Genomic DNA, 14,511 nt, shown 5'->3' with positions numbered 1-14,511 from the left:
TTTAATGAATAACCGACAATTTTATCATCCTAAATTTCTACCAACCTGGCTACTCATCGGCTTGATGAAGCTCGGTGCCAAATTGCCTTTCAAAGTTCAAATCATTATTGGAAAAACAATGGGTCTGGCCTTGTACCCTCTGCTTAAACGCTTCAGGAAAATTGCCTTTATTAACATCTCACGCTGTTTTCCTGACAAAAATAAATCAGAAGTCGAGGCACTTGTCCGACAAAATTTTGAAGCCCTGGGTGTCTCTATTTTTGAAACGGCCAATGCTTATTTTGCAACAGATAAAAAAATCACTGCTCTACTAAGTATTGAAAACGAGCACCACTTAACTCAGGCAATTGACAATGATCAAAGTATTATTTTATTAGCAGCTCATTTTATGCCGTTGATGCTAGGCTCTCGCGCGCTACTACTCAAACATCATATCGCTAATATTTACCGACCTCAAAACAACGCTTTATTCGATGAGGTGATGCGCAAAGGCTTTGTTGATAATGGTGCCACCATGATTAAAACCAAAGACACCAAATCCATGCTTAAGGCCATTAAAAATAAACTGCCAATTTGGTATGCGCCTGACCAAGATTTAGGCATGGAAAAGTGCATATTTGCACCTTTTTTTAACATTCAGACTGCCACTGTCTCTGCCACTGCGCGTTTGGCTAAAGGCAAAAATACTGTCGTTATTCCCTACTTTTTTATTCGCACCGAGTCAGGCTATAATATGCGCTTTGAAGCGCCAATTCAAAACTACCCTGATGCGGATGCTGGCATAAGTGCAACCATAACCAATCAAATTCTAGAAGCTCAAATTTTGCAATATCCTGAGCAGTATTTATGGATACACAAGCGTTTCAAAACTCGCCCTAAAGGTGAGCGTGATTTTTATTAACTTATTTAGTCTAAGTATCAGAACAATTAACCAAATTAGCGTATAATCTGCCCTTTATTATTTTAAGTTTCAGAATTATTTATTATGTCAATTGATACACAAGCAATTATCAAAGAATACCAAACTACTGATGGAGACACAGGCTCTACTAATGTGCAAGTCGCTTTATTAACAGCTCGCATTAAGCATTTAACTGAGCATTTCCAAACACATAAAAAAGACCACCATTCAAGAAGAGGCCTTTTGCATTTAGTTTCTCAACGTAAAAAATTACTGACATACCTTAGAGGTACAAACGTGGATGCATACTCTGATTTAATTTCACGTCTAGGTCTGAGAAAATAATTTAAATTATTTTCATAAAAGCCCCGTTTGGGGCTTTTTTTATGCCCACTCAATAGTAAAATCTAGAACATGGAGCTATCACCCACTTACCAAAAAATTAACGACCTACTTGAAAGGTCTAGTCTACTTTCTGCACACTTAGAGCTTGAGGAAAAGCAAGGTCGCTTAGAAGAAGTGCTATTGGAAATGGAAAATCCTGAGCTTTGGTCAAACCCTGAGCAGGCGCAAAAATTAAGCCAAGAAAAGATTAAGTTAGAAAATATTTGCCAAACATTCGAACGTGCAGACAATATTTTAGAGGATGCTACAGAATTACTAGACATGGCGCAAGCTGAAGAGGATGAAGAAACTGCTTTGAGCGTTCAAGAAGATTTAGCATCTACTGAAGTTGCTATCGCCAAATTAGAATTCGAGCGCATGTTTGATGGCGACTTAGATGCTAATTCAGCTTATCTAGATATTCAATCAGGCTCAGGTGGCACTGAAGCGCAGGATTGGGCAGAAATGGTGTTACGCATGTATTTACGCTGGGGCGAAAAGCACAAATTTAAAGTAACGCTCATGGAAGCTTCAGCAGGTGAAGTAGCTGGCATAAAATCTGCTACCATTCATATGCAGGGCGAATACGCTTACGGCTGGCTTCGTAGCGAAATTGGCATTCATCGATTGGTTCGAAAATCACCTTTTAATGCCAATGGCAAGCGTCATACCTCATTTTGCTCAGTTTTCGTCTCCCCTGAGGTGGATGACAACATCGATATTGACATCAACAAAACTGATATTCGCATTGATACTTATCGCGCTAGTGGCGCAGGTGGTCAGCACGTTAATAAAACAGATTCAGCTGTACGCATTACTCACCTGCCCACTAATACCGTTGTACAATGTCAAGATGGAAGGTCTCAGCATGCCAACAAAGATCAAGCCATGAAGCAGTTAAAATCCAAGCTTTACGAACTTGAAATACAAAAACGTAACAGCGAAAGTCAAGAACTAGAAGATGCTAAATCAGATATTGGCTGGGGACACCAAATTCGCTCTTACGTACTTGACCAATCACGTATTAAAGATTTACGTACCGGTGTTGAGTCTAGTAACACAGGCGATGTACTTGATGGCAATTTAGATAAATTTATTGAAGCCAGTCTTAAGGCTGGTTATTAGTAGGCGCTAGAGCCACCCCTTTAACATTAGGAAAAAATATGACAAATAATACACAGACAAAACATTATGACATAATTGCAATTGGCGCTGGATCTGGCGGCTTGTCAGCGGTAGAAAGAGCTTCGGAATACGGAAAAAAATGCGCAGTTATCGAAGTTAAAACCATTGGTGGCACTTGTGTTAATGTGGGCTGTGTCCCTAAAAAAGTCATGTGGTTTGCTGCCAATACTGCCACACAAATTAACAGTGCCAAAGGTTTTGGTTTTGACGTGGAATTGAAAAACTTCTCTTGGAAAACGCTAAAAGAAGGTCGAGATAACTATATTAAAGGTATTACCACTTGGTACGATGGCTACCTAGAGGATCTAGGTATTGATTATATTCATGGCTTTGGTAAATTAGTCGATCAAAACACCATTAGTGTTAATGGCAGACTATACAGTGCTGACACCATTGTTCTTTCACCAGGTGGCGAACCTACTGTGCCACATATTGAAGGTGCAGAATACGGTATTACTTCAGATGGATTTTTTGAACTGGAAGCCTTGCCTAAAAAAGTAGCAGTAATTGGTGGCGGATATATTGGCGTCGAGTTAGCAGGTGTACTCAATGCACTTGGATCAACTGTGGAAATTTTTGGTAGATCTGACAAGCTACTACGTGGATTTGATCCAATGATTCAAGATGCCTTAGACAAAGACTATACAAATCATGGCATTGAACTACATCACGGTACACAGATTGATAAAATCTCAAAAGATAAAACCATCTACACTAACAAAGGAGAGTTTTCCGGCTTTGACGTGATTATTTGGGCAGTGGGCCGCAATCCAATGACTCAGCATTTAGGACTAGAAAATGCAGGTGTTAACGCGAATCAACGTGGCTTTATTCCAACAGACAAGTTCCAGACAACCAACATTAAACATATCTTTGCGCTTGGTGATGCAACAGGTCGAGCGCCACTCACGCCTGTGGCCATTGCCGCTGGCAGAAGGTTATCTGATCGACTATATAACAACATGACAGATCGTCATCTTGATTATGACAATATTGCCACCGTGGTATTTTCTCATCCGCCAATTGGCACCATTGGCCTTACCGAAGAGGAGGCAAATGATAAATTTGACCAAGTTAAAGTTTACAAATCAGAATTTACACCAATGGCAGACGCCCTACTAGATCATAAAACCACCACCGCTTTAAAGCTTGTTTGTGCAGGAAATGATGAAAAAGTCGTCGGTTGTCATATCATGGGCCATGGTGCAGATGAAATGCTACAAGGTTTTGCAGTGGCAATCAAAATGGGGGCGACTAAAAAACAGTTTGATGACACAGTGGCGATTCACCCATCAAGTGCGGAAGAATTAGTGACAATGAGATAATTTAACGACGATTCATTTTTCGCCATTTATACGGCTTGATTGGTGGGGTGTAAAACCCCCAAAATCCGAGTTTTTCTGCCTTAGCTAACACTTCTTCCTGGCGATAAGTATCTTTGTAAGAAAATGCCATGCCCGATTCAACCATAAGTTTGCCAATGTTGGCGTCACCTTTATAAACATGCACCAAAACCCGTTGATAATGGTCGATGCCAATAGGTTCTAGGGTAATCTTTCCCGGAATACTTTTTAGTAATTTCTGTAAATAGCGCTTGGATAAGCGTCCACAATCAATGATTTGATTGACGTGCTTGCGACACTTTTGCTTTATTTCTGGGGTATCAATACCAGCAATTCGCATTTGCAAACTCACACTATCGCCATCGACAATATATAAGGACTTATCGCTATCAAGTGAGAAGCTACTTATATTTGACGAAGCATTTAAAGAGAGAAACAAGGCAAAAACAAATAATTTCATAGATTGTATTTGTAGCGGTAAAATTAATCATTTTAGCTGATGATTGACACAAACCATGGATGCATTAGAGCAAGTAAAATTTGACGATCAAGGGTTAATACCTGCCATTGCCCAAGATTACCAAACAGGTGAAATTCTAATGTTTGCCTGGATGAATCAAGAGGCGCTATCATTGACCATTGAAAGGCAACAAGCTGTGTATTACTCCCGATCTCGCCAACAGCTCTGGTTCAAGGGCGAAGAGTCTGGACATACGCAAGTAATTAAAGAGATTTACAGTGACTGTGACCGTGATGTTATCCTGCTTAAAATTGAGCAAATTGGCGGCATTGCGTGCCATACAGGCAGAGCCTCTTGCTTTTTTCAGAAATTAGATGAAAACAACTGGCGTACAATGACTAAGGTTATCAAAGACCCAAAGGATATATATGGATGATATTTTTAAGCAATTAGAGGTGATTTTAGAACAGCGCAAAGAGGCAAGTTCTGAGAGCTCCTACGTATCTTCTTTGTATAAAAAAGGCGTGGATGAAATTCTAAAAAAAATCGGTGAAGAATCTGCTGAAGTCATTATGGCGGCAAAAGACGGGGTTGATAGCAAAATCATCTATGAAGTGGCAGATTTATGGTTTCACACACTCGTATTACTACGACACAAGAACATAGAAGTCGATAAAATAGAGCAAGAATTATCAAGACGCTTTGGCTTGTCGGGGTTAGAAGAAAAAGCCAATCGAAATCAATAAATAAAAATAGGAGAGAATTATGATGCCAGGACCTTTTGAACTAATTATTATTTTAGTCATTGTATTATTACTGTTTGGTGGCAAGCGCCTCAAAAACATCGGTGGTGATTTGGGTGGCGCTATCAAAGGCTTCAAAAAGTCAATGAAAGAAGGTGAGAATGACAAACTTGATGATAAGGAAGATATTATCGAAGCCAAGGTTGTTGAAGAAGATAAAGACAAAGAAAAAAAATAAAACACCATTATGTTTGACGTTGGATTTTGGGAATTTGCCTTAATAGGTGTTATTGCTCTCATTATTGTGGGCCCAGAGCGCATGCCTGGTATTGCCAGAACGGCAGGAAAGTACGCCGGAAAAGCCAAGCGCTTTATTGCCAAAATTCAAGATGATGTCGGTGAAGAGCTAGAAGTTGACAAGCTTAAAGAGCAACTCAATGCGATGGACAAAGACGCCAATATTGTTGAAATTTTTGATGAAACCAAGCAAGCTATTAGTGACATCAAAACTGATGTTGATAAGACTAAATCATGACCTCTAAAGAAATGACTTTTGTTCAACATTTGGTTGAGCTGCGCGATATTCTATTGCGCTCTGTTATCGCCATATTAGTCATTTTTATTAGCCTATTTCCTTTTGCCAATGAAGTGTATAGCTTTATTGCTGCGCCGATTATTAGCGTTCTACCCCAAGGCAGTAATATCATTGCTATTGGTGTCATTTCCCCTTTCTTGACCCCACTTAAAATGGCTCTTATTATGGCGGTTTATCTCGCCATGCCTTATTTACTGTATCAAGTTTGGAAGTTTATCGCGCCAGCGCTTTATAAACATGAAAAACAAATGATTATGCCTTTGGTTATTTCTTCAACCCTGTTGTTTTACGCCGGTTTATTGTTTTCTTTTTATATTGTTTTTCCAGTTATTTTTGGTTTTCTCTCTAGCATTGGCCCTAGCATTGTTGACTTTACACCTGATATTCAATACTACCTTGACTTTGTACTTAAGGTTTCTTTTGCATTTGGCGTAGCTTTCGAAGTACCAATTGCCACTATTTTGCTACTTATGTTTGGCGCAACAACCATTGAAAACTTAAAGAAAAATCGACCTTACGTGGTTATTAGTGCATTTATATTAGGCATGTTATTAACTCCGCCTGATATTATTTCACAAACTTTAATCGCCATCCCTATGTGGCTATTATTTGAAGCGGGACTGATATTTGCCCCTCTATTTTTGCGTAAAGAAGATAGCTCTGAGTCGGATGATAATGACCCTGACAATACACCAAGTCAGCCGTCAAAAACACAATCTAAATCTGCAGAAGAGCAGGAAGAAGAGGATTGGGATGATGATGAATTTGATGCTGAAATGGACAAAATCGATGAAGATTTCCAAAAAATGGATGATGAGTTTGCCGATTATTTAAAAAAACTAGATGATGAAGATCCTAAAAAGGATACTTGATTTAATTATTCTAATAGTTCAAAAGCGTTAATAACACTCTCAGCGACATCAACAATACGCTTATTTTTATCCATTGCCATTTTTCGCAATGATTGGTAAGCATCATCTTCATTAATCTCTTTATGCTTCATCAATAGACCTTTAGCCTTTTCAACTGCTTTACGCTCTGACAATTGATTACGAGTCGCATCAAGCTCATCTTTAAGCGCTTGAAACTCTCTAAATCTAGCCATAGCAACATCAATAATAGGCTGGACACGATTCTCTTCAAGTCCATCCACAATGTAAGCATTAACCCCTGATTTAATCGCCGAACTCGCCATTTCAGAGCTTGACTCTTCTGTAAACATAACGATAGGCTTGGGCTTAGTTTTATTAACATCAGTCAGATTTGCAAACACTTCTTCATCTGGAATATCTGCATTAACAATCACCACGTCAGCATGAGTCATTTCATTACTATCTTGCAATTGGGCGCTACTTGCCATGCGGCAAATAACCTCATGACCTTTGTCTTGCAATGCTCTGCGTAACATGGCAGAGCGTCCAGAGTTCTCATCCACTAAGATGATTTTAAGTGCTGTATTCATAAGAGAGATATTTTAGCTTATGAAGTCATGCAAGACTTGAAAATTGCTCTATGCACATCGCCAATACTCACAATGCCTACCAATTTTCCGTTTTGAGTCACTGGAATTCTACGATATTTCTTCAGCCACATTGTGCTCGCTGCCTTTAAACAAGGCATATCAAGATCAATACTATCAACACCATGGGTCATAATTTCACTTATTTTGACACTCATGGTTTCTTTATAGTTGGTTTCCATATTCTCAAAATCAAAATGTGTATCGCTCATAATATCTTCCAACTTCGGAAACATATGCTGCAAAATATCTTTTTCAGAAATAATACCAATTAAATTATTATCAGCATCAACAACTGGTGCACCGCTAATATGATCCATAATCATCATTAATGCGATATCTTTTACAGGTTGGTCAGCAGTTACTGTTTTTACATCCGTTGACATAATACTTTGAACAATCATACTTTCTCCATTTTTATTAAGGGTTAGTTTCCCTATTCTACATAATTAATGTTTAAACTTAGAAGGGATTTATACCAAAAAACCCCGCAAGAAGCGGGGTAAAAATCGTTTTAAAATTTTTATCAGGAATTCTTTATAGTTCTCCCTTGAGAAGGTTTATTTTGTAAACTCTGGATAAGCTTCCAAGCCACACTCAGCAATATCTGCTCCTTCGTATTCCTCTTCTTCAGAAATTCTCACGCCCATAATTGCCTTAAGTACCAACCATAATACTAACGATGTGCCAAATACCCAAACAAAGATTGTACCTGCACCTGCTAACTGACCTGTGAATGACACGCTTGAGTTAGTTAGTGGTACGGCTAATAGACCCCATAAACCAACCACACCGTGAACAGAGATAGCACCTACTGGATCATCAATTTTGAATACTTTATCAAGTACTGAGATTGAAATCACCACCAAGATACCACCAACACCGCCAATCAGAGTCGCCTCCAAAGCCGTTGGCGTATCAGGGCCTGCGGTAATCGCAACAAGACCTGCTAACGCACCATTTAGTGCCATGGTAAGATCCGCCTTACCCCATATTAATTTAACCAATAGCAATGCTGCAATCACACCACCAGCTGCAGCTGCATTGGTATTTAAAAACACCATTGCCACAGCATTGGCACTCTCTTTACTCGCCATAGCTAATACCGAACCACCATTAAAACCAAACCAGCCCATCCAAAGGATGAATGTGCCTAGTGTTGCTAATGGCATATTAGCACCCGGAATCGCATTCGATGAACCGTCTTTATTGTATTTACCTTTACGCGCACCTAGCACAATCACACCTGCTAGAGCAGCAGCAGCGCCAGCCATATGTACAATACCAGAACCAGCAAAGTCAGCAAAACCTAAATCACCCAGGGTGTACAAACCAAATACCGCTTCGCCCGCCCATGTCCAAGCACCTTCCATTGGATAGATGATGCCTGTAAACACAACAGCAAATGCAAAGAACGAGAACAGCTTCATACGCTCAGCAACTGCACCTGAAACAATACTCATTGCTGTTGCAACAAATACCACTTGGAAGAAAAAATCAGAGGCGTTTGAATATTTTTCACCCGCACCGCTAATACCGTCCAAAAGAATACCTCCGCCATACATTAAATCATAGCCGTAAACCATATAGGTTGTACAGGCAATGGCAAATAAACCAATATTCTTTGTTAAAATCTCAGCCGTATTTTTACTACGAACCATACCCGCTTCTAACATTGAGAAGCCTGCTGCCATCCACATCACCAACGCACCCATCATTAAGAAATAAAAGGTGTCTAATGCAAATTGCATTTCTAAAATTGTATTTTCCATGTTGCCTCCTTTATAGCGCTATTGAGCCAGTTTCGCCCGTACGAATACGAACCACTTGCTCTAGCGCAGTAATAAATATCTTGCCATCACCAATCTTGCCACCCTCAGATTTAGCCGCCAAGCTAATCGCTTCAATAACACTATCTACTTGGTCTGCGGCAATCGCAATTTCTAGCTTCACTTTAGGTAAAAAATCTACCGTATATTCCGCCCCTCTGTACAACTCTGTATGGCCTTTTTGACGACCAAAACCTTTTACTTCAGTTGCTGTAATACCCGAAACGCCTATCTCTGATAGCGCCCCTCTCACTTCATCAAGCTTAAAAGGCTTGATAATTGCTGTAATTATTTTCATTGTCTTTCTCCTATTTTTCTTTGAACCAAAAAAAAGCCAGATATTTCAATTTGCAAAATTTGCAAATAAAAATATCTGGCTTCCATGCCATTTTTTACACAACTCCCTCATGAAGCATGCAAAAAAAAACGTTTATTGAAATCCCTTATTAAGGAATCTAAATAAACGTCAATGTTTGATGTTAACTTCCCGTCTTTGGGAAACAACTACTGCGTATTATACCTAAAAAAATGAATCTGTCAGAATTTTGATCAAATTCGTTCTTTTGCTAAGAATAAATTTTATCAAAATTAGCTAGAAACTCCTCAACTGACAGGTAATGATTGCCATCACAAGAAAAGCTCAACCCAATCATGCCATTCATAATATTCAAGCTACCCGTCTTTAAATATAGATTTTCATCCATAAAACGCATGTATTTAAATTTATCTAGAACTTCTCTCACTTGTGCTGGCGTCACTTTAGCTTGCTGTGGGTAGGTCTTTTTAGGATACAGCAATAAAATATTTGGACTTATAATTTCATCAAGTACATGAATATGATAATTATACGGATCATCAAAAGGCCATATAGTTGCTCTAGACGAGGCGTAGTGCAGCTTTAAATGAAACACACCCAACTCACACAGAAGCTCGATTGCAATATTATGAACCATATCTATGGATTGATCCATCGCAGAACAAGCCCTTGTTTGATTGAACAAATTAGATCGTATTTCAGGGTCACCCTTTATTTGACGCCAATTATCCAGTGCAAATTCTTGTTTTAATAAAGGCAACTTCTCAAGATCTAAATCAAAAACCAGCATGCCAATAATCTCATTTTTATGACAAATTGTGTGCACAACACTAATACAAGGCTTAAGCGTTGCAGTTGAAATATAGGCATCAGAAATATAAATAGGATGCTCATCATCAATGGCATTAAAAAATGGTCGGCTGGATAAATCTTGCCCTTGAAAATCTGTATTAATCCCTTCTCTAGTGATATTGGCACTTAGCTGTACGCCAAAACTATCAATCACATAAACCAGATTAGTGTATTGATGCTGCTGCATATAGGCATGCAATAATGTGTTTAATTTTTCAAAGCTTGGGGTGTCTTCCAAACAGTTATCACAAGCTTGTGCAAGCTGCATTAATCCTTCGCCTAATTGATCGCTAAGAAAATCTTTTTGTCTAGTAATAAGTTCTGAAATTTGCATGGTTGATTCTCACTATTGGGCAATCATGGCCATATAATCCAATTCTTTAACAATTTCAACGCCAAATTTTTGTGCATTTTCGATTTTTTTTGGACCTACGTTTTCACCAATAATTAAATAATTAGTTTTACCCGTCACACTTGATAAAACTTGCATGCCTAATGTTTTAGCTTGCTTTTTCATCACTTCTCTAGAGCCAATCATTTTCCCAGTAAAAACGATTTTTTTACCAAAAAGAGCATGAGATGATTGCGCAATATCGGTATCTAATCGTGTTATTTCTAAATTAAATTGATAGTGCTGTAATACATCAAACTCAGCTCTGATCGCTTGCAAACCCACAACAATCATTTTTGCACTAAGTTCGGCAAATCCATCTATGGCAGAAATTTCAGCCAAACTTAAGTCAAATACTTCTTTCAACGCATAGGCTTTTAATAAATTTTCACAATTTCCTGTACCCATTCTAGCCATGCCAAAAGCCGCCAAAAAGCGCCAATCCTCTATTTGTTCAGTATGCGATCTTCTTAATTGGTGCATTAAGTTTTTACTGGTTTTATCACCAAAACCCATCGCCACTAATGCACTATGGTCAAGCTGATAAATTTGTGAAATTTTGCGAATGCCGTGTTCATAGAGCTTTTCAATCGTGGCAATGCCAAAACCATCATTATTGGCCAGTATTTTGAAAAAATACTCCATTTTCCCAATCACTTGGGCGGGGCATAAAGCGTGATTTACACACATTAAAAAATCTGCCTCCCATTGCAATGGCGCCGTACAACTAGGGCAAATAGCTGGAATATCTACCGGTGCTGATTGCAGTACTTGATTAATTTTAGGAATGACTAAGCCTGAACGGGTCAATTCGATCACACTACCCGCACCCAAACCTTGCTCCTTGACCAGCCCATAATGATGCCCAGTGGCACGCACAATGGTGGCACCACTTAACAAGGTAGGCTCCAATTCTGCAACGGGTGTAATTTTCCCGGTACGTCCCACTTGTGGGGTGACGGATAAAACTTTAACTTGAGCCTTATCTTTATTTTCTTTAAAAGCAATCTGCCAACGATGAAATTTTCGATTAGCCCCCATCTGAGTTTTTAACGCCTCATTCGTAGCCTCAAACACCACACCATCGACATCAAAATCTACCATGGCTAGCACTTCAGCTACAATCGTCTCAAACTGCTCAATCAGCTCACCAATCTCACCCTGCCAAGTGGGCAGTTGTACAAAAGGCACAAATAAAGCCGCCTTATCATTAATGGCTTGTTGCGCTTTTTTGTCTAGTGCTTTTTCTTTAATAAGACTGGCTTGAAAATTACGCGGATATTCAAAACTATCTGCTAAGTGCGTTTGAAAATAGCTTTGCTTGATGACAATTTCACCAGCCCCTTGTCCACGGCCAGAATCATTATAAACTTGAAGTCCGCGAGCAAACACTCTAGAAATGTCGCTGCCTTTTTTGCCATCTCCACGCGTATATAAACGAGCCCCATCATCAAAGCCCGCAAAGCCATCAAGCTTAGGTGTGGCTTTAATTTGAATGGATTGAATGGCTAGATTTATGTCGGTGGCAGATTTTTCTAAGCGCTCAATCCATTTTTGAATCTCATGCCAAGAATAGGCTTTATCCGTTGAAAGCATAGCCTCAGGCAGCAAAACTTTCTCTTCAGAAAAACCCTGACCTTCTGGCTCGACCACCTGAAATAATGAGTGCTCTGGCAGCCTCTGCTTTAAAGCAGGCAGGTAGACAAAATCATAATCTTGATCAGTAATTATAGGATTGCCGTCTCGATAAGCGGCATTCGCCAGCTCACAAAATTGCGCCAAATCTTGGTCAGATAAATCACCCGCCAAAACCTCTTGACGAATGATTTGATTAATTGCCTGTTGTGACAGAGTCACCTTGGCCTTAATTAGAATTGCTTGGCAACACTTCCCAAGAATTCATAACTAAAGTCAATCGTTGCTTGCTCGTTTTCTTCGGAAAGATCATTAAAGTAAACTTCTGTTTTGCCAGTGTCAATTTGTTTAACGATAATTTGGAAAGATTTTTTAATAGCATCATCACCAAACATACGTGAGAATATGCCCTGATCTTCAGTTCTAGCAACGTTAATATAGAAACTACCTTCTTTCACATCTTTATCTTCAACATCAATATTTAACTGGTCTAACGCCCAACCCATATTATCCCAAGTATCATATTGACCTAACGAGAAAGCCAGCTTAGCGTAACCACCAATGCCTTTTTCTAACTCAACTGTTAGCACCTGCTCTTCTTTAGCTTGTATGATTTTCTCTCTTGCCACAGCGTGATCACTACCCAAGAAAGTCATCAAACGATAAAGCATTTCTGTTTCAAGTGCCTGATCTTTTGGGCGAGATTGCCAAATGGTATTCTCGTCATCACTGCCTGCTTTGGTTAATACTTCTTCCATTGACGTTAAAGACAAATAAACAGCCGATTGCTTACCGTCAGCCAGTGGCTCAATACGAATACGGTATTTATCAACAATTGGCAATGCATAACGCGCTGCAATGGCTTTTTTCAACATTGAACGAATCACACCTAACGAACGATCTGGAATTTCAGGATGATTTTCTAAAAAATCTGTTTCCATCATGCCAATTTTTTTGTTGGTTTTTTTAATCGCAAAACCATGTGACTTAAAGAAGCTCTTAGATAAACCCCAAGCTGCTTCTGGGTTTTTATCCACCACCAACCAACGACGCTCACCTGAGCGTTTAACTTCAACATTTGAAGGTGTTCTTAAGATGTTTGACGCCTCTTTAATCGCCTCATCCTTCTTAGAAAAACTAATAGTATCCTCTTGAATATTCGATACATAATTTTCAAGTTTGAATGAATTTTGCACACTTGGCTTAGTTAAATCCGGCGGTATCTCCAAAGAAGTAACAGTTTTGTTAGCGTAATATTTAATATCTCTTTCACCTAAACTTGGCGCCTGCTCTTGTGCTTTTTCTTCAAAAGAAAAACAACCTACCAAAGACAAAGAAAGTAGCGCTGTTAATAATGTTTTGATCATACTATATAACTCCCAAATTAGATAAATCTCGCTCTAATACTACTCGAGCTTGTGATGATAATTTTGTTAACGGCAGACGAATTCCGCTGCCGCATTTGCCCATTTTATGCATCGCCCACTTCACTGGAATTGGGTTCGACTCAATAAACAAGCTCTGGTGTAAATCAGTCAACGGTTGATTGGTAGCTTCTGCAACTTTTCGATTCTCTTCAAATGCTGCTTGATAAGCCTGTGACAAAGCTTTTGGCACAACATTTGCGCTCACAGAAATGCCACCATGGCCACCCATTAAAATAAACTCAATCGCTGTGGCGTCGTCACCACTATAAAGCAAAAAATCTTCTGGGCAGCTATCAATCAAAGCTTTGGCAACTTGCAAATCACCAGTGGCATCCTTAACGCCAATAATATTCTTAACAACCGCTAAACGCACCACAGTTTCTGGCAATAAATCCACTGCCGTTCTACCCGGTACATTGTACAAAATTTGATCAATATCAACCGACTCTGCAATCAGCTTATAGTGCTGATACAATCCCTCTTGGGTTGGCTTGTTATAATACGGCGTCACCAGCAAACAAGCATCTGCACCAATGTCTTTGGCCGCTTGAGTTAGCTCAATAGCTTCAGAGGTTGAATTGGCCCCCGTACCCGCAATAACAGGAATACGAGAATCTGCTAACTCAACCGTTCTACGCATGACTTCAATATGTTCATGCTGATCAAGTGTCGCGCTCTCACCCGTGGTGCCCATGGAAATAATCGCACGCGTACCTGAGGCTACATGAAAATCCACCAAAGATTCAAGTGCTGCATAATCCACCGATCCATCATCAAGCATTGGGGTGATCAGGGCTACCATTGAGCCAGTTAAAGGGTGATTAAGTCGCATTACAATAAACCATAAAATATTGCTATGATTATATACGAATTGCTTTTGCTGGGCATAAAAAAACCCACCAATAGTCAAACTAGAGGTGGGTTTTTTAGC

General features: G+C 39.4%; 18 protein-coding genes. 9 read left to right on the top strand and 9 right to left on the bottom strand.

All coding sequences use genetic code 11. From position 1 onward, the window contains the following. Window positions 1–4 precede the first annotated feature (4 nt). The 4 genes from SP60_RS05910 (at window position 5) to gorA (ending at window position 3,795) form a co-directional block, all read left to right on the top strand. Window positions 5–901, top strand: a complete 897-nt coding sequence (locus tag SP60_RS05910) for an LpxL/LpxP family acyltransferase (protein ID WP_053951744.1) — start codon at window positions 5–7, stop codon at window positions 899–901. A gap of 84 nt (window positions 902–985) precedes the next feature. Then, window positions 986–1,246, top strand: coding sequence for a 30S ribosomal protein S15 (rpsO, locus tag SP60_RS05905; RefSeq protein ID WP_053951743.1), 261 nt, complete (start codon window positions 986–988; stop codon window positions 1,244–1,246). 69 nt (window positions 1,247–1,315) lie between these two features. Next, window positions 1,316–2,410: a peptide chain release factor 2 gene (prfB, locus tag SP60_RS05900; RefSeq protein ID WP_053951742.1), complete on the top strand. Its 1,095-nt coding sequence runs from the start codon at window positions 1,316–1,318 to the stop codon at window positions 2,408–2,410. A 38-nt stretch (window positions 2,411–2,448) separates the two neighbouring features. Then, a complete protein-coding gene (gorA, locus tag SP60_RS05895; protein WP_053951741.1) occupies window positions 2,449–3,795 on the top strand; it encodes a glutathione-disulfide reductase in 1,347 nt (448 codons plus the stop codon). A gap of 1 nt (window position 3,796) precedes the next feature. On the opposite strand, the gene SP60_RS05890 is transcribed toward gorA, so the two are convergent. Further along, window positions 3,797–4,273, bottom strand: a complete 477-nt coding sequence (locus SP60_RS05890; protein ID WP_053951740.1) for a thermonuclease family protein — start codon at window positions 4,271–4,273, stop codon at window positions 3,797–3,799. Window positions 4,274–4,328: 55 nt separating this feature from the next. Here SP60_RS05890 and hisI point away from each other — a divergent pair, with 55 nt between their 5' ends. From hisI to tatC, 5 genes are read left to right on the top strand one after another with little or no spacing between them, the layout of a single operon-like run. Continuing rightward, entirely contained in the window at window positions 4,329–4,709 is a 381-nt protein-coding gene (gene hisI, locus SP60_RS05885; RefSeq protein WP_053951739.1) for a phosphoribosyl-AMP cyclohydrolase, read from the top strand. Further along, the gene (locus SP60_RS05880; RefSeq protein ID WP_053951738.1) at window positions 4,702–5,019 is read left to right on the top strand and encodes a phosphoribosyl-ATP diphosphatase; all 318 of its coding nucleotides are present in this window, start codon (window positions 4,702–4,704) and stop codon (window positions 5,017–5,019) included. The genes hisI and SP60_RS05880 overlap by 8 nt, the downstream gene beginning before the upstream one ends. A gap of 19 nt (window positions 5,020–5,038) precedes the next feature. Then, entirely contained in the window at window positions 5,039–5,254 is a 216-nt protein-coding gene (gene tatA, locus SP60_RS05875; RefSeq protein WP_199401928.1) for a twin-arginine translocase TatA/TatE family subunit, read from the top strand. A 9-nt stretch (window positions 5,255–5,263) separates the two neighbouring features. After that, the gene (gene tatB / locus SP60_RS05870; protein ID WP_053951737.1) at window positions 5,264–5,551 is read left to right on the top strand and encodes a Sec-independent protein translocase protein TatB; all 288 of its coding nucleotides are present in this window, start codon (window positions 5,264–5,266) and stop codon (window positions 5,549–5,551) included. Next, the gene (tatC, locus tag SP60_RS05865; RefSeq protein ID WP_053951736.1) at window positions 5,548–6,483 is read left to right on the top strand and encodes a twin-arginine translocase subunit TatC; all 936 of its coding nucleotides are present in this window, start codon (window positions 5,548–5,550) and stop codon (window positions 6,481–6,483) included. Before tatB ends, tatC begins: the two co-directional genes overlap by 4 nt. A gap of 5 nt (window positions 6,484–6,488) precedes the next feature. Here tatC and SP60_RS05860 read toward each other — a convergent pair whose 3' ends face one another. The 8 genes from SP60_RS05860 to dapA form a co-directional block, all read right to left on the bottom strand. Continuing rightward, window positions 6,489–7,073, bottom strand: coding sequence for an ANTAR domain-containing response regulator (locus tag SP60_RS05860; protein WP_053951735.1), 585 nt, complete (start codon window positions 7,071–7,073; stop codon window positions 6,489–6,491). A 17-nt stretch (window positions 7,074–7,090) separates the two neighbouring features. Continuing rightward, a complete protein-coding gene (locus tag SP60_RS05855; protein ID WP_053951734.1) occupies window positions 7,091–7,534 on the bottom strand; it encodes a CBS domain-containing protein in 444 nt (147 codons plus the stop codon). A gap of 156 nt (window positions 7,535–7,690) precedes the next feature. After that, window positions 7,691–8,902, bottom strand: a complete 1,212-nt coding sequence (locus SP60_RS05850; protein ID WP_053951733.1) for an ammonium transporter AmtB — start codon at window positions 8,900–8,902, stop codon at window positions 7,691–7,693. 10 nt (window positions 8,903–8,912) lie between these two features. After that, window positions 8,913–9,257 (bottom strand): P-II family nitrogen regulator, encoded by a 345-nt coding sequence (locus SP60_RS05845; protein WP_053951732.1) that lies wholly within the window; start codon window positions 9,255–9,257, stop codon window positions 8,913–8,915. Window positions 9,258–9,525: 268 nt separating this feature from the next. Continuing rightward, on the bottom strand, window positions 9,526–10,461 hold the full coding sequence (locus tag SP60_RS05840; RefSeq protein WP_053951731.1) for a PDC sensor domain-containing protein: 936 nt from the start codon (window positions 10,459–10,461) through the stop codon (window positions 9,526–9,528). 12 nt (window positions 10,462–10,473) lie between these two features. Next, a complete protein-coding gene (locus tag SP60_RS05835) occupies window positions 10,474–12,375 on the bottom strand; it encodes a BRCT domain-containing protein (protein WP_082319650.1) in 1,902 nt (633 codons plus the stop codon). A gap of 11 nt (window positions 12,376–12,386) precedes the next feature. After that, a complete protein-coding gene (gene bamC / locus SP60_RS05830) occupies window positions 12,387–13,520 on the bottom strand; it encodes an NlpB/DapX family lipoprotein (RefSeq protein ID WP_053951730.1) in 1,134 nt (377 codons plus the stop codon). Between the two features lies 1 nt (window position 13,521). Beyond that, entirely contained in the window at window positions 13,522–14,412 is an 891-nt protein-coding gene (gene dapA / locus SP60_RS05825) for a 4-hydroxy-tetrahydrodipicolinate synthase (RefSeq protein ID WP_053952234.1), read from the bottom strand. Window positions 14,413–14,511: the final 99 nt, after the last annotated feature.

The sequence above is a fragment of the Candidatus Thioglobus autotrophicus genome (assembly GCF_001293165.1).
Lineage (GTDB): Bacteria > Pseudomonadota > Gammaproteobacteria > PS1 > Pseudothioglobaceae > Thioglobus_A > Thioglobus_A autotrophicus.
This window is presented reverse-complemented; position numbering and strand designations above follow the sequence as displayed.